The organism is Streptomyces sp. NPDC048623 (genome assembly GCF_040650755.1).
Taxonomy (GTDB): Bacteria; Actinomycetota; Actinomycetes; order Streptomycetales; family Streptomycetaceae; genus Streptomyces.
The window spans coordinates 244,932-259,189 of record NZ_JBEZHV010000003.1 but is presented as its reverse complement, the minus strand read 5'-3'; the positions used below and the strand labels follow the sequence as shown (position 1 = coordinate 259,189).

The 14,258-nt window shown below is 72.6% G+C and carries 12 protein-coding genes and 3 pseudogenes; 5 read left to right on the top strand and 10 right to left on the bottom strand.

Annotated features, from left to right (window positions below):
* Positions 1–10: 10 nt before the first annotated feature.
* On the top strand, positions 11–787 hold the full coding sequence (locus tag AB0C73_RS06400; protein WP_362525263.1) for a hypothetical protein: 777 nt from the start codon (positions 11–13) through the stop codon (positions 785–787).
* 34 nt (positions 788–821) lie between these two features.
* Here the strand turns inward: AB0C73_RS06400 and AB0C73_RS06395 are convergent.
* The 3 pseudogenes from AB0C73_RS06395 to AB0C73_RS06385 form a co-directional block, all read right to left on the bottom strand.
* Positions 822–956, bottom strand: a pseudogene (locus AB0C73_RS06395) (carbohydrate-binding protein); the annotation flags it as partial.
* Between the two features lie 33 nt (positions 957–989).
* Positions 990–1,298: pseudogene (locus AB0C73_RS06390) on the bottom strand (fibronectin type III domain-containing protein); the annotation flags it as partial.
* A 48-nt stretch (positions 1,299–1,346) separates the two neighbouring features.
* Positions 1,347–1,730 (bottom strand): annotated as a pseudogene (locus AB0C73_RS06385) (cysteine/serine endopeptidase inhibitor); the annotation flags it as partial.
* Positions 1,731–2,335: 605 nt separating this feature from the next.
* Here AB0C73_RS06385 and AB0C73_RS06380 point away from each other — a divergent pair.
* The 3 genes from AB0C73_RS06380 (at position 2,336) to AB0C73_RS06370 (ending at position 8,058) form a co-directional block, all read left to right on the top strand.
* Positions 2,336–3,991, top strand: a complete 1,656-nt coding sequence (locus tag AB0C73_RS06380; protein ID WP_362525260.1) for a carbohydrate binding domain-containing protein — start codon at positions 2,336–2,338, stop codon at positions 3,989–3,991.
* Positions 3,992–4,095: 104 nt separating this feature from the next.
* A complete protein-coding gene (locus tag AB0C73_RS06375; protein WP_362525257.1) occupies positions 4,096–4,989 on the top strand; it encodes a carbohydrate-binding protein in 894 nt (297 codons plus the stop codon).
* A 129-nt stretch (positions 4,990–5,118) separates the two neighbouring features.
* Complete coding sequence (locus tag AB0C73_RS06370) at positions 5,119–8,058, top strand: BTAD domain-containing putative transcriptional regulator (RefSeq protein WP_362525254.1); 2,940 nt, start codon at positions 5,119–5,121, stop codon at positions 8,056–8,058.
* Positions 8,059–8,209: 151 nt separating this feature from the next.
* Here the strand turns inward: AB0C73_RS06370 and AB0C73_RS06365 are convergent, their stop codons facing one another.
* From AB0C73_RS06365 to AB0C73_RS06355, 3 genes are read right to left on the bottom strand one after another with little or no spacing between them, the layout of a single operon-like run.
* On the bottom strand, positions 8,210–8,521 hold the full coding sequence (locus tag AB0C73_RS06365) for a hypothetical protein (protein WP_362525251.1): 312 nt from the start codon (positions 8,519–8,521) through the stop codon (positions 8,210–8,212).
* A gap of 7 nt (positions 8,522–8,528) precedes the next feature.
* The gene (locus AB0C73_RS06360; protein WP_362525248.1) at positions 8,529–8,810 is read right to left on the bottom strand and encodes a hypothetical protein; all 282 of its coding nucleotides are present in this window, start codon (positions 8,808–8,810) and stop codon (positions 8,529–8,531) included.
* A gap of 43 nt (positions 8,811–8,853) precedes the next feature.
* A complete protein-coding gene (locus AB0C73_RS06355; protein WP_362525245.1) occupies positions 8,854–8,991 on the bottom strand; it encodes a hypothetical protein in 138 nt (45 codons plus the stop codon).
* Positions 8,992–9,212: 221 nt separating this feature from the next.
* On the opposite strand from AB0C73_RS06355, the gene AB0C73_RS06350 reads away from it, so the two are divergent.
* The gene (locus AB0C73_RS06350; protein WP_362525243.1) at positions 9,213–11,783 is read left to right on the top strand and encodes a heavy metal translocating P-type ATPase; all 2,571 of its coding nucleotides are present in this window, start codon (positions 9,213–9,215) and stop codon (positions 11,781–11,783) included.
* Positions 11,784–11,881: 98 nt separating this feature from the next.
* On the opposite strand, the gene AB0C73_RS06345 is transcribed toward AB0C73_RS06350, so the two are convergent.
* The 4 genes from AB0C73_RS06345 to AB0C73_RS06330 all read right to left on the bottom strand — a co-directional run bounded on the left by AB0C73_RS06345 (position 11,882) and on the right by AB0C73_RS06330 (position 14,226).
* Complete coding sequence (locus AB0C73_RS06345; protein ID WP_362525240.1) at positions 11,882–12,160, bottom strand: hypothetical protein; 279 nt, start codon at positions 12,158–12,160, stop codon at positions 11,882–11,884.
* Positions 12,157–12,933, bottom strand: coding sequence for a PspA/IM30 family protein (locus AB0C73_RS06340; protein WP_362525237.1), 777 nt, complete (start codon positions 12,931–12,933; stop codon positions 12,157–12,159). Before AB0C73_RS06340 ends, AB0C73_RS06345 begins: the two co-directional genes overlap by 4 nt.
* Positions 12,934–13,110: 177 nt before the next feature.
* Positions 13,111–13,404, bottom strand: coding sequence for a multicopper oxidase domain-containing protein (locus AB0C73_RS06335; protein ID WP_362525235.1), 294 nt, complete (start codon positions 13,402–13,404; stop codon positions 13,111–13,113).
* A 102-nt stretch (positions 13,405–13,506) separates the two neighbouring features.
* Complete coding sequence (locus AB0C73_RS06330; protein WP_362525233.1) at positions 13,507–14,226, bottom strand: response regulator transcription factor; 720 nt, start codon at positions 14,224–14,226, stop codon at positions 13,507–13,509.
* Positions 14,227–14,258: the final 32 nt, after the last annotated feature.

Below are 14,258 nucleotides of genomic sequence, written 5' to 3'. Positions count from 1 at the left end.
GAGGCCCCCCATGCACGCGACCCACGTGACCCTGAACGACGGCTGGACCGCGACGGTGACGGACACCCCGCTGTCCCGCACCCCCCGCTTGGCGGTCGACTCGGTGGACGTCGGCCCCTACACGAACCGGGAGGAACGCGAGCGGTTCTTCTCGGCCACGTTCGGCAGCATGCACTTCCTCTGGGACACCCCCGACATCCTCCGCTTCGACAAGGACAGCCGGGAACTGGTCGCGGTGGAGCTCCAGATCCCGTACACCTCGGCGTACGCGGAGACCACCACACGGCTCCCCGCCCTGCCCGAAGTCCGCCCCGGCGGACTGCGCGCGGACGAGGCCAAGGACTGCCACCTGGAGATGTGCACGACCCTGTGCCGCACCCCCGGAGACTCCGAGCTGATCTGCCTGCGGGACCTCGACGTCCTCGACGCACCGCTGGAGGCCCGGATCGGCATCGCCCCCGACCTCACGCTCCTCCTCCAGCACGGCACCGTCGTCGGCTGGACCCTCACCGACCCGGCCCGCCACCTGACCACCGGCTTCGCCGCCCCTGACCCGGCTCCGCCGGCCGCCGCCACCCGCCGCCTCCTCAGCGACTGCGTCGACCTGGTCACCCAGCCCCTCTTCGACGACATCACCGACGCCGAACCAGCCGCCCTCGCCCGCCTTCGGGCCGCCGACGAAGCCCTGCGCGCCCAGACGGAGGACCGGGCCCGGGCCGACGCCCTGCTTGAGCTGATCTCGAACACGGTGGAGGACTACGGGGACTGGCGGGACGAGGCGCAGTGACGGCGGTCACGAAGGCGGGCGGCGGCGGTGTCGGTCAGCCGCAGGTGCCGTCGTCGCGCCACACCGCCCAGGAGGCGGGGTCGTTCGGCACGGCGCCGGTGGAGTAGTAGGTGGAGGTGTACGTGTGGCCGGCGTACGAGACCACGTCACCCGGGACGTACGAGGTGGTCGAGCTCCACGCGGCCGGGCAGCTTCCGCCTCCGCCTCCGCCGCTGCCGGCGTCGGTGGTCACGGAGACGCTGTTGGAGGAACCTGACACGTTCCCGGCCGCGTCATGGGCCTTCACGGTGAAGCTGTACGCGGTGCTCGCAGACAGCCCGGACACGGTGGCGCTGGTCCCGGTGACGGTGGAGACCTTGGTGGTGCCGCGGTAGACGTCGTAGCCGGTCACGCCCACGTTGTCGGTCGAGGCGGTCCAGGCCAGCGAGACGCTGGAGGAGGTCTTGCCGGTCGAGTTCAGACCGGTGGGCGCCGACGGCGCCTGCGTGTCGCCCCCGCCACCACCGCCCCCACCTCCGGTGGAGACGAACTTCCAGGTGATGCCGGTGACGACGCCGAGATCGAGGTTCGCCAGCTTCTGGAAGGCGGTCTTGCTCAGGTCTATGTGCTCGGAGCTGCAGGACGGGCACTTGTCCTTGACGGGCACGGTGATGGTCTTTCCGTTGTACGTGACCTCGACGGAGATGCCCTTGCAGAGGTCGTCGTTGTTGGGGTTGGCGGCGGTCCACCACTGGTACGAGACCGCGACCAGGTCCTCGGCGGCCGCGTTGATGGCGGTGCCGCACGCGCCGGTGCCGGCGTCGTCGTACCAGGTCATCTTGCCCGTACGGGATTCGCCGATGGGGATCGCGGCGAAGGCGGTCCCGATGCCGAACGCCGCGAGGATCACGGCTCCGAGCAAGGCGGTGGCCCACAGGACCGGGCGCTGGAGCGGGCGATGCATCTGTCCTCCTGAACGTGCTCTGAAAGTACGGGAGTTGGCAGACGCAGAAAACCGGGTGAAGCCGCCGTGGTCAACGAGACCTCTCGCCCGCCGGCGGGATTCCGTGGCCGCGGACCCGTGCCCGGCCGTCACCGACACCGCGCCGGGCGGGGCGTGTTCGCCCCGAGAACCCGACTGCGCGGAGCGGTGAAGGGGCAGATCAGACCGCCCCCTCCGGGGTGCCGCCCGGCGTGTGCTCGTCCGGGGGCGAATGGAATCCGAATGGAATCGCGGTACCCGAGTCCTCCGTCCGCGGGCGGCGACCTGCCCGACCGTCCGGTGTCGCCCGGGACCCCACGGGACGCCTCGGATCCCCGGCCCACCAGCGGAATTGGCGATGTCGCCGGGTGCCGCGGCCACCGCAACCGACCGGCAGCCGGAGCCCGGTGACGGGCGGAGCACCCGGCGGGCCCCGCGTGCCGGGGGCTTGACCGGAGAATTGGTCCAGGCCAGTGTGTGCGCACCCCCCACCAGGACCGGCCGATCGCGACGCCGCGGAGTGTGCGTGCCGGTCCTTCCTCCATCCCCCGACTTCCTCTGGAGGTGCGGTGCGTACTCGACATCGTGTGGTGGCGTCACTGGGCGCCACGCTGCTCGGTGCGGCGGCCCTGGTCGCCCTTCCCACCCCGGCGCAGGCCGCGAATCTGCTGACCAACCCCGGCTTCGAGACCGGGGACCTCTCCGGCTGGAGCTGTACCGGCGGCCTCGGCTCGGTCGTCTCCAGCCCCGTGCACGGCGGCGCCAAGGCGCTGGCCGGCGCGGCGAGTTCCAGCGACAACGCCAAGTGCACCCAGACCGTCTCCGTCCAGCCGAACACCACGTACACGCTGTCGGGCTGGGTCCGTGGCAGCTACGTCTACCTGGGTGTGGACGGCGCATCGGAGACATGGACCCCGTCGGCGAGCTCGTACACCCAGCTGACGTACACCTTCACCACCGGCTCCGCGCAGACCAGCGCGACGATCTACACCCACGGCTGGTACGCCCAGGGCACCTACTACGCCGACGACATCAGCCTCGACGGCCCCGGAGGCGGTGGCGGCGGTGGTGACACGCAGGCGCCGTCGGCGCCGGGGAGCCTGCGTTCGACGGGGAAGTCCTCGTCCAGTGTGTCGCTGGCCTGGGACGCCTCCACCGACAACGTGGGTGTGACCGGCTACGACGTGTACCAGGGCTCGTCGAAGGTCTCCACGGTCACCGGGACCAGCGCCACCGTGTCCGGGCTGTCCGCGAGCACCGCGTACAGCTTCACCGTGAAGGCCCATGACGCGGCCGGCAACGCCTCCGCGGCCTCCAACAGCGTCTCCGTGACCACCGACGCCGGCAGCGGCGGCGGCACCGGCTTCAAGCAGGCCGCGCCCTATCTCTACCTCGGCTGGGGCGAGCCGCCGAGCGCGGCCTCGGTGATGAGCGCGACGGGGATCAAGACCTTCACCATGGCCTTCATCCTCTCCTCGGGCGGGTGCAACCCGGCCTGGGACGGCACGCGCCCGCTGGCGGGCGGCACCGACCAGAGCACCATCAACGCGATCCGCAACGCGGGCGGCGACGTCGTCCCGTCGATCGGTGGCTGGCAGGGCAACAAGCTCGGCCCGAACTGCGCCACCGCGGCCGATCTCGCCGGCGCGTACCAGAAGGTCATCGACGCGTACGGGCTGAAGTCCATCGACGTCGACATCGAGAACACCGACGAGTTCGAGAACGCGGCCGTGCAGGACAAGATCCTCACCGCGCTGAAGACCGTCAAGGCCGACAACCCCGGCCTGAAGACGATCCTCACCTTCGGCACCTCGACCACCGGCCCGACCTACTGGGGCAACCGGCTCATCGAGCAGTCGAAGGCGCTGAACGCGAACATCGACGTGTTCACCATCATGCCCTTCGACTTCAACGGCGGTGCCGACATGTACGGCAACACCGTCAACGCCGCCGACGGCCTGAAGAACAAGCTGAAGTCGACCTTCGGCTGGAGCGACGCCACCGCGTACGCCCACGTCGGCATCTCCGGCATGAACGGCCTCTCCGACCAGCAGGAGACGACCACGCCGGCGATCTGGACGCAGATCCGCGACTGGGCGAACGCGAACCACATCGCGCGCCTCGCCTTCTGGTCCGTCAACCGTGACCGCGGCTGCGCGGGCGGTGGCGTGACCTCCAACTGCTCCGGCATCAGCCAGGACAACTGGCAGTTCACCAAGATCACGGCCGGTTTCACCGGATGACCGGCGGCCGGGTCCGGCCCGAGGCGTCCCCCTCGGGCCGGACCCGGCCCCCACCGCCCCGTCGGCGCGACGGTGGCTCACCTGCGTTGGAGGAGGAGTTCGACATGGACAGACGGATGTTCCTGGGCGGCGGCGCGGCCGCCGCCGCCACCGCCGCCCTGGCGGCGGCCGGCCTGTGGACCGCGCGACCCGCGCAGGCCGTGGCGATCGGCTCGGGCTGGGCCGAGGTCAGCGGCGACTACAAGGTCCACCAGCCGCCCAATATGACCCGGCACACCGTCGACAGCACCGGCCTGCACCACTTCTGGCTCTACGACACCGATCCCAGCACCTTCCCGGGACAGGACTCCGGGCCACGCAGCGAGCTCCGCTTCCTCGACGAATACACCTCGGGCTCGGCACAGTTCGAGTGCGACATGAAGATCGCCTCGGGGGCACACCGGGTCTGTGTCCAGCAGATCTTCGGGGGCGCCACCGCTGCCACGGCGTTCATGACCCTGGCGATGAACACCGACAGCATCAACTACTACGACTCCACGACCCGGATCCACTCGCCGGTCTACGACCAGTGGATCCACCTCAACGTCGTGCACGACGCCGACGCGGGCAAGGTGTACGTGTACGTGAACGGCCAGCTGAAGAACACGTTCAACGACCGCGGTGACAACACGCACTACTTCAAATGCGGCATCTACGGGCGCACCGGCATGTCCCAGCGCACGGATGTCTACATCAAGAACATCCACCTCTACCGCAAGAACGGCGGGGCCTCCCCGTCCCCGACGGCGTCCTCGTCCCCGACGGCCTCTCCGTCCCCGACCACGTCCCCGACCCCGACCCCGACCTCGACGCAGGCACCGGCCTGGGCGGCCGGCGTCGCGTACCGGGTCGGCGACCGGGTCACCTACGGCGGCCTGCTCTACAGCTGCCTCCAGGCGCACACCTCCCAGACGGGCTGGGAGCCGCCGAACGTCCCCGCCCTCTGGCAGGCCGTCTGAGGAGGCGGAGCACACCATTCCCACACGCCCCTTCACGTCCTAGGCTGAGCGCCCCGCTGCTGGTGACGGACGTGAAGGGGTGGGACGCGCACGTTGGTGCTCAACTATCAACTGTTAGGCCCTGTCAGGGTGTTCGACGGCACGTCGGAGGTCGACACCGGCACCGCGAAGCAGCGGGCGGTGCTCGCCCTGCTGCTCTGCGCCGACGGGGCGTACGTGGCCCGCCGGGACATCGTGCGCGGTGTATGGGGCACCTCCGCCCCCGCCACCGCGCCCCAGCTGGTCGTCACCTACGTGGCCCGGCTCCGCAAGGCTCTGGAGCCGGGCCGGGCCCACCGCTCCCGGGCCACCGTGCTGCTGTCCCGTGGCGACGCGTACGCCCTCCCGGCCGCGCCCGGACATCTGGACGCGCGCCGCTTCGAGGAGGCATGGCAGGCCGCCCGGCAGCGGCGCTCCGAGGGCGATCTCGACGCGTGCGCCCGGGAGTTGGACCAGGGCCTCGCGCTGTGGCGCGGCGGGGCCCTGGAGGGGGTGCCCGGGCCGCACGCGGAGCGGCAGCGGCACCGCCTGGAGGAAATGCGGCTCGCGGCGCAGGAGGAGCGGTACGCGCTGCTGCTCGACCAGGGGCGGCACCACGAGATCGTGCCCGAACTGTCCGCACTGGCCGCTGCGCATCCCGTACGGGAACGCCTCCGCGCCCTGCTGATGCTGGCGCTCCACCGGGCCGGCCGTCAGGCGGAGGCCCTCGCCGTCTTCCAGGACACCTGGCGCACCCTGGTGGAACAGGCGGGTGTGGAACCCGGGCGTGAACTGTGCGACCTCCAGCGGCGCATCCTGGAAGGGGACCCCGCGCTGCGGCCCGCACCCGCCGCGGCCGCCGCCTCCGTGGACGTGCGGCCGGTCGTCTCACAACTCCCGCCGGACATCGCCGACTTCGTCGGACGAAGGCCCGAACTCGTCGAGATCAGAAGGATCACGGCCCGCGGTGCCGCCAGGACGTCGCCGGCCAGGAGCCAGGGAACCGGGCCCGCGAGCGGCACGGCCCCGCGTATCGCCGTCGTCACCGGCCCCGGAGGGATCGGCAAGACCGCGCTCGCCGTCCACGCCGCACACCAGCTCGGCGCGCGCTACCCCGACGGGCACCTGTACGCGCGTCTCGACGGCGACCGCGAGCGTCCCGTGCGCCCTGAGGACGTCCTCGGCCGCTTCCTCGAAGACCTCGGCGTCCCCGCCGACCGGATACCGGGCGGCCTGGAGCGCCGCGCCGCCCTGTACCGCACCGTCACCGCCGGACGCCGGCTGCTCCTGCTGCTCGACGACGCCCACCGGGCCGCGCAGGTCAGGCCCCTGCTGCCGGCGTCCGGGACCTGCCTGGTCCTGGTGACCAGCCGGTTCCGGCTGACCGACCTGTCCACCAGGACCGTGCTGCGGCTCGGCGCCCTGGACCCGCGGGAGGCGCGCGGGCTGCTGCGCCAGGCCGTCGGCGCCGACCCGGTCGACCGCGAGGCCGACAGCGTGGCGGAGATCCTCCAGGTGTGCGGCGGCCACCCGCTCGCCCTGCGCGTGGTCGCGGCCCGGGCCGCGGGACGGCCGCCCGGAGCCTTCGGGGCGATGGCCCGCAGGCTGCGGGACGAGGAGCGCCGCCTGAGGGAACTGGCGGTGGGGGACCTCGCGGTGGCGAGCAGCCTGAGGGCCGGTTACGACGGACTGCCGGACGCCGAGTCCGCCTCCGCCTTCCGGATGCTGAGCCTGCTCGACGTGCCCGACCTCGGGGTGTCCGACGCGGCCGCGGCCCTCGGTCTGGCCGACCACCGGGCCGAAGAACGTCTGGAGACCCTGGCGGACGCCCACCTCCTGGAGGTCTTCCTGCCCGAACGGGGAGCCGCCGGCCAGGGCACCGCCGAGCGCGTGGAGCACCACCGCTACCGGTTCCACGACCTGCTCAGGGTCTTCGGCCGCGGCCTCGGTGACGGCCCGGTCCGCACCTCCGCCCCGAACGTGATGCTCGCCCGCCTCACCCGCAGCCATCTCGCCGCCGTCCACGCGGCCGACCTGCTGCTCCGCCCCGGACACAGCGCCGGAGCGGGCTACCGGGGCCCGGGCACCCCGTATCCCGAGCACCGCTTCGACACGGCGGAACAGGCCATCGCCTGGCTGGAGGAGGCACGCGGCACCGTCCTGGGAGCGGCACTCCAGGCCGCCGCCGCGGGCGCCGTACCACCCGCCGTCCTGGCCGAACTCACCACCCGGATAAGAGGGTTCCTCCAGCGGCGCGGCCACTGGCAGGACTGGGAGCACCTTGCGCGGGAGACCGTACGGCTCGCGCGGGCCGACCCCGAGCCCGACCCGGTCGCCGAGGCGACCGGACGGCTGGAACTCGGCACGCTGGCCGCGGCACGCCACCTCCTCGACGAGGCCGCCGACGAACTCGGCGCCGCGACCGCTCTCTTCGGTACCGCCGACGACCGCCGGGGCGAGGCCCGGGCCCTGAACAACCTCGGCCTGGTCCGCCTCGAACGCGGCGAAACCGCCGAGTCCGCCGACTGCCTGGAGCGGGCCCTGGACATCCACCGCACCGCCCGTCAGCCCGCCGACATCGCCATCGCCCTGGACAACCTGGCCCTGCTCCACCTCCGCCGGGGAGCCCTGGACCGGGCCGAGCGGTCGTGCGACGAAGGGCTCGCCCTCCACGAGGCCGGCGGGACACCGGAGGCGGCGGCCGCCACGTACAACATCCTCGGCCTGATCCGCCGCGCGCAGGGCCGCCGGGCCGAAGCCGTGGACTGCCAGGAGCGCAGCCGCGCCCTGGCCCGCGCGCAGGGCAACGTCTACCGGGAGGCGTACGCGCTCCTCGACGCCGCCACCGCCCACCGGGACCTCGCGCGGTGGCGAGAGGCCGTCGAGTCCGGCGAACAGGCCCTGGCCCTCCGCCTGCGGCTCGGCGACCCGCATGGCATCGCCACCGCCTTCACCGAACTGGCGACGACCCTGGACGGCGCGGGCCACCCGGACCGGGCGGAGGCATGCCGCACGGAGGCGCGGACCACCCTCGACGCGACGACGGGGTGACGAGACGGACAGAGGGGCCGCTCGACCACGGTGACGGCGCTCGGGCAGGCCATGGCTTCGTCGCCTCCGCCACCCGGGGACAGGCGCTCGTCAGCGGGCCTCGGGTGCGTCGCGCGGGAGCACATTCCGCGCAGGACCGGAGGGCGATCGGTCATGGCCCGCTCCAGGTCTCGGCCCCCTTCGGGGTGCGAGGCGGCACGTCGCGCAGCGCGTCTCCGCAGGCGTAGACGAGGGCGGCGACGATGGTGATGGCACCCCAGAGGCCCCAGGCCGCGGCGGGCGCCTCGTCGGCCAGGAGGGCGGGAAGGGGGAGCAGCCCGGCGGCCGGCAGGACGAGGGCGGTGCGGTGGAGGGTACGGACCAGCCTCGCGGGGTCGCGGTGGTGGCGCCGGACGAGACGGACGGCGCATGCGAGGGTGGCCAGGCCGGCGAGGACGATCAGAGTCCAGACGAGCGCGTCCATGGTCGTGTCACCTCCGCGTGACGTGCGAGTGGGGTCCGCGCGGCGGCTCCGGCCGTCGGCGCCCGTGGGCGAGGGCGGCCATCCTCCGCTGGTAGGCGGCCTGGCCGATCCGGCCGCGCAGACGAAGGCCGACACACCACCGTTCAGCTTCCTCCAGGGCGGCCCGCCGTCCCCGAAGCCGGGCCGGCGGCGGGCAGCGGCTCTCGATCGGTGTGATCAGGCGCGCGACGTCGTAGGCGATCGCGGCCACGACCAGCACGCCGATCACGATGGCTGCCAGGGCACCCATGACGTTCACCCGGTCCTGCCGTCGACGCAGGGGGTCCGGCCGGTCAGGGCCGGGCGGATCCGGGGTACTGGTGGTCGTGGTCGTGGTCGCGCTTGTGCAGCGGATCGTCCTGGTACCGGTACCGGTGCCGGTCGCCTCCGCCCTGGCCGCCGTGCATGCCGCGCATCATGAAGAACATCATCAGCGGGGAGGTTCATCACGGCGCCTCCTTCGGGAGACGGCGGGCCCGCGATGTGCGGAGCACGTCCGGGGAAGTTCCGTCACCGTCATGGTCCCTCGGCGCGGTCGCGCGGGTGCAGAGCCGACCGGCCCAGGGTGTCGGGTCGACCCGCTCCTCCCTCGTACGGGTACCCGCGAGCGACGATGGACGGAGGAGCGACCGCGCAGGGAGGACGATCCGCCATGGGTGTCGCCGATGTCGTCGTGGTGGCCCTCGCCACCGTCCTGATCGCCGGTCTCGGCTGGTTCTTCTTCGGGCCGCGCCGCGCCCGCGCCGCACAGCTGGAGGCCGGGGTGCAGCGGATCGAGGTGAGGGTGCGGGGCGGCTACAGCCCCGATGTCATCCGGGTCCGCCAGGGAGTGCCGGTGGAGCTGGTCTTCGACCGGCAGGAGAGCGGCGAGTGCACGTCCCGGGTCGTCTTCCCAGACCTGAGGGTCAGCGCCGGGCTTCCCGCGTACGCGCGGACCACCGTGCGGATCAGCCCTGACCGGGCCGGGGCCTTCGGTTTCGCCTGCGGGATGAACATGATCCACGGCACGATGCTGGTCGAACCGGCCGACGGCGACGCGGCGGAGTCCGTCCCGAGCGATGTCCGCGGCGCCGCCGACGCCGCCACCATCGAAGGCACAAGCGCCGGCACAAGCGCCGGCACCGGCACCCGGGCCGAGGCCGAGGCGGAGGATGCCGAGGCCGCCGAGCGGCGGGCCGAGATCACCGACCTGACCCGCCGGGTCACCGTCGGCGCGGTGCTCACACTCCCCGTGCTCTTCGCCGTGATGGCCGACTCGCTGTTCCACGCGGACTGGGTGCCCGGCTGGCTGCTGAACCACTGGCTGCAGCTGGCGCTGATCACTCCGGTGATGTTCTACACCGGGTGGCCGATCCACTCCACCGGGTGGCTGACGCTCAGGCACCGCGGCGCCGACATGAACTCCCTCATCACGCTGGGCACGACGGCGGCGTACGGCTACAGCCTCCTGGTCACCCTCGCCCCCGGCCTGCTTCCGGAGGACGTACGGGAGGTGTACTTCGAGGCGGTCGGGGTGATCCTCACCCTGATCCTGCTGGGCCGTCTGCTGGAGGCCCGGGCCAAGGCCGGCACCGGCGAGGCCATCCGTGCCCTGCTGGGGCTTCAGGCCCGCACGGCCCGGGTGATCCGCGACGGCACCGAGGCCGAGATCCCGGTCGAGGAGGTCGCGGTCGGCGACGAGGTGCTGATCCGGCCCGGAGAGAAGGTGCCGGTCGACGCCGAAGTGCTGTCGGGGGCCTCGGCGGTGGACGAGTCGATGATCACGGGTGAGCCGATGCCGGTCACGAAGCGGGCCGGCGCCACGGTCATCGGCGCCACGGTCAACGGCACCGGGGCGCTCCGGGTGCGGGCGAGCAAGGTCGGGGCGGACACGATGCTCGCCCAGATCGTGCGCCTCGTGCAGCAGGCCCAGGCGTCCAAGGCCCCCATCCAGCGGCTCGCCGACGCCGTCTCCGCGTACTTCGTGCCCGCCGTCATCGCCATCGCGATCGTCACCTTCGCGCTGTGGTTCACGATCGGTCCCGCCCCCGCGCTCACCCTGGCGCTGGTCTCGGCCGTCTCGGTCCTGATCATCGCCTGCCCGTGCGCGCTCGGGCTGGCCACCCCGCTGTCGATCATGGTCGGTACGGGCAAGGGCGCACAGGCGGGCATCCTCATCCGTTCCGCCGAGGCGCTGGAGACCGCCCACAAGCTGGACACCGTGGTGCTGGACAAGACCGGCACCGTGACGGCGGGCAAGCCGCGACTCACCGACGTCCATGCCGCCGACGGGTTCCAGGACGACGAGCTCCTGGCACTGACCGCGGCGGCCGAGGCCGACAGCGAGCACCCGCTCGCGGCAGCCGTCGTCACCGGGGCCCGTGACCGGGGCCTGACCTGGCCGGCGGCGAGCGCCTTCGACTCGGTCACCGGCAAGGGCGTGCAGGCGACCGTCGACGGCCGTACGGTCCTGGTCGGCGCCGCCCGGCTGCTCGGCGACGCCGGCATCGCCGGCATCGCCGCCACGGCGCTCGACCCGGTGGCCGGCCGTTATTCGGCCGAGGGCAAGACCCCGGTCCTCGCCGCCGTCGACGGCCGGCCCGCGGGCGTGCTCGCCGTCGCCGACACCGTCAAGGACGACTCCGCCCAGGCCATCGCCGCCCTGCACCGGCTCGGGATCGAGACCGTCATCCTGACCGGCGACAACGGCCGCACCGCCGCCGCGATCGCCGCCCAGGTGGGCGTACGGCGGGTCCTGGCCGAGGTGCTGCCGGAGCACAAGGCGGACGAGATCCGTCGCCTTCAGAGCGAGGGGCGCCGGGTGGGCATGGTCGGCGACGGCATCAACGACGCTCCCGCGCTGGCCGCCGCCGACGTCGGCCTGGCCATCGGAACGGGCACCGACGTGGCCATCGAAGCCGCCGACATCACCCTCATCTCCGGCTCACTGACCGGAGTCGTCACCGCGATCAGGCTCTCCCGCGCGACGATGCGCAACATCCGGCAGAACCTGTTCTTCGCCCTGGTCTACAACGCCGTCGGCGTCCCCGTCGCCGCCGGGGCCCTCTATCCGCTGTGGGGCATCCGGCTCAGCCCGATCATCGCCGCGGCCGCGATGGCCCTGTCCTCCCTGTCGGTCGTCACCAACGCCTCGCGCCTGCGCCGATGGCGCATGACGCCGCTGCCGCCCGCCACGCCGCAGGAGACCGCCATGAGCAGCGAACACGCCGGCGACGACCGGTGACGGACATCTTCGGACCGGAAGGTCCCTGGGAGCGGGAGCGGGAGCGGGAGCGGGTGCCGGGCGATCCGGTCGGAGTACGTCGTCACGTCGTCACGTCGTCACCCTGGGATCAGGCCCTCGTCCGAGAGAAGCGCCCGCACCCGCGCGAGGCCGGTGTCCGCATCCGGCAGCACCAGGTCGGACGGCGTGATCGTCTCGTCCGGCAGCCGAGCGCCCAGGGTGCGTACGGCGTCCAGCAGGGCCGACAGCGCGGTGGCGAAGGCGGTCTCGTCGCCCGCGTCGGCGGCCGACTGCAGGTCGGAGTCCAGCTCGTTGAGATGGCCGAGGTGCTTGTCGTCGATCTCGTACTGGCCCTCGCCCAGGATGCGCATGATCATGATGTCGCCTCCTGGTCCGGCGTGCTCGCCGCGGTGCCCTTGCCCTCCACGGCAGGTGGGGTGGCAGAGGCCGGGAGCCGGGCCTTCATGCGGGCCAGCTCGGCCTCCACGTCCTGCCCGGCGGTGACACGTTCGAGCTCGGCCTGGATGTCGTCGCGTCCGGCCGGCAGGGTCGCGTCCTCCAGCGCGCCGGAGGCGATCAGCTCGTCCAGCGCGCCCGCGCGGGCCTGCAACTGCTCGGTCTTGTCCTGGGCACGCTGCATGGCCAGGCCGACGTCGCCCAGCTCCTCACCGATCCCGGTGACGGCCTCGGTGACACGGGTCTGGGCCTCGGCCGCGGTGTAACGGGCCTTGATGGTCTCCTTGCTGGTACGGAAGGCGTCCACCTTCGCCTGCAGACGCTGCGCGGCGAGGGTCAGCTTCTCCTCCTCGGCCTGCAAGGTCTCGTGCTGGCCCTGGAGGTCGGCGAGCTGGGAGGCCACGGCGGTGCGCCGGGCCAGGGCCTCGCGGGCGAGGTCCTCGCGTCCGGCGGCCACCGCCTGCTGCGCCTGCCCCTCCAGCTTGCCGCTGGACTGCTCCAGTTGTCCGATCTGCAATTCGACGCGCTTGCGGCTGGTGGCCACGTCGGCCACGCCGCGCCGTACCTTCTGCAGCATCTCCTGCTGCTGGACGTAGGAGTAGTCCAGTACCTCGCGCGGGTCCTCGGCCTTGTCGAGGGCCTTGTTCGCCTTGACCCGGAACAGGGTGGTGATGCGGCGGGTGATGCTGGTCATCGCGGCCCGCCTCCTCTCGGCCGGGTGAAGCACCGGCCAGGCGATGTCGTGGGCGGACACCTTCAGGCTCCAGTGCCGTCGTACGGGCCGCAACCCCGGTCCCGCTGGGCGCCGGTTCCGTAACGGACGGGGGCGGTGCGGGCGGGCCCGCCGCCCGTTCCCGCACCGCGGAGGGAGCTACTTCACGTAGGAGAGCATGGTCTGCATCCCCGCCTCCGCGTGGTAGGCGTTGTGGCAGTGCAGCGGCCACTGGCCGGGGTCGTCCGCGTCGAGCTCGACGGTGACCCTGCCCATGGGCGGCACGATGACCGTGTCCTTGCGCGGTCCCGGGGCGCCGTCGCCTTCCACCTGGAAGGTGTGGCCGTGCAGGTGCATCGGGTGCCACATCATGCTCCGGTTCTCCAGGACCAGCTTGATCCGCTCGCCCTGCCGGACCGGCAGCGTGGTGCCCTGCTCCGCGGGCGCGGTCACGCCCCACTTGTGCGAGGGCGGCGGCTCCGGCCAGGACCGCGAGCAGCTGGGCGAGAACCAGCTGACCTGTCAGGCCCGGGCGCCGGGGCATCAGCCGGGGCATCAACCGGGCCCCATCCGGTAGCCGACGCCGCGTACGGTCAGCACATAGCGGGGCGCGGCCGGGGCGTCTCCGAGCTTGCGCCGCAGGTGCGCGATGTGGACGTCGACGATGTGCTCGTCGCCGCCCCAGTCCTTCGCCCATACCTGCTCGATGAGCCGGCGGCGGCTGAAGGCCAGACGAGGGCGGGCCGACAGCGCCTCAAGGAGGTCGAACTCCAGCCGGGTCAGCTCCACCCGACGGTCCGCGACGCTCACCTCCCGGGCCTCGGGGTCGATCGTCAGCTCGCCGAACCGGCGCACCGGCGACGCGTGGTCCGCTCCTGACGGCGAGGTCCGGGGCCGGCGCAGCATCGCCTTGACCCGGGCGACGAGCTCCCGGGGGCTGAACGGTTTGGTCAGATAGTCGTCGGCGCCCACCGACAGGCCGACGATCTTGTCGACCTCCTCGGCGCGCGCGGTCAGCATGATGACGTAGGCATCGGTGAAGGTACGCAGCTGACGGCACACCTCCACACCGTCGATGCCGGGCATCATCACATCGAGCACGACCACGTCGGGCGCCGCGGCCCGGGCCAGTTCGAGAGCGTGCTCCCCGTCGTGCGCGACGTCGACCGCGAACCCCTCGCGGGACAGGTAGTCACCGACCAGCCGGGCCAGCTCCACCTCGTCGTCGACCACCAGGGCACGCTGGGACGGCGCCGCGACCGGGCCCTCGCTCATCTCGACGTCCTTACGTGTCCGTGGGTGTCTCG

Bases quoted from the DNA above. Each gene is read 5' to 3' on its own strand.
- AB0C73_RS06400 (WP_362525263.1), top strand. From the start codon at position 11: ATGCACGCGACCCACGTGACCCTGAACGACGGCTGGACCGCGACGGTG.
- AB0C73_RS06345 (WP_362525240.1), bottom strand. From the start codon at position 12,160: ATGATCATGCGCATCCTGGGCGAGGGCCAGTACGAGATCGACGACAAG.
- AB0C73_RS06375 (WP_362525257.1), top strand. From the start codon at position 4,096: ATGGACAGACGGATGTTCCTGGGCGGCGGCGCGGCCGCCGCCGCCACC.
- AB0C73_RS06360 (WP_362525248.1), bottom strand. From the start codon at position 8,810: ATGGGTGCCCTGGCAGCCATCGTGATCGGCGTGCTGGTCGTGGCCGCG.
- AB0C73_RS06355 (WP_362525245.1), bottom strand. From the start codon at position 8,991: ATGATGTTCTTCATGATGCGCGGCATGCACGGCGGCCAGGGCGGAGGC.
- AB0C73_RS06340 (WP_362525237.1), bottom strand. From the start codon at position 12,933: ATGACCAGCATCACCCGCCGCATCACCACCCTGTTCCGGGTCAAGGCG.
- AB0C73_RS06350 (WP_362525243.1), top strand. From the start codon at position 9,213: ATGGGTGTCGCCGATGTCGTCGTGGTGGCCCTCGCCACCGTCCTGATC.
- AB0C73_RS06330 (WP_362525233.1), bottom strand. From the start codon at position 14,226: ATGAGCGAGGGCCCGGTCGCGGCGCCGTCCCAGCGTGCCCTGGTGGTC.
- AB0C73_RS06365 (WP_362525251.1), bottom strand. From the start codon at position 8,521: ATGGACGCGCTCGTCTGGACTCTGATCGTCCTCGCCGGCCTGGCCACC.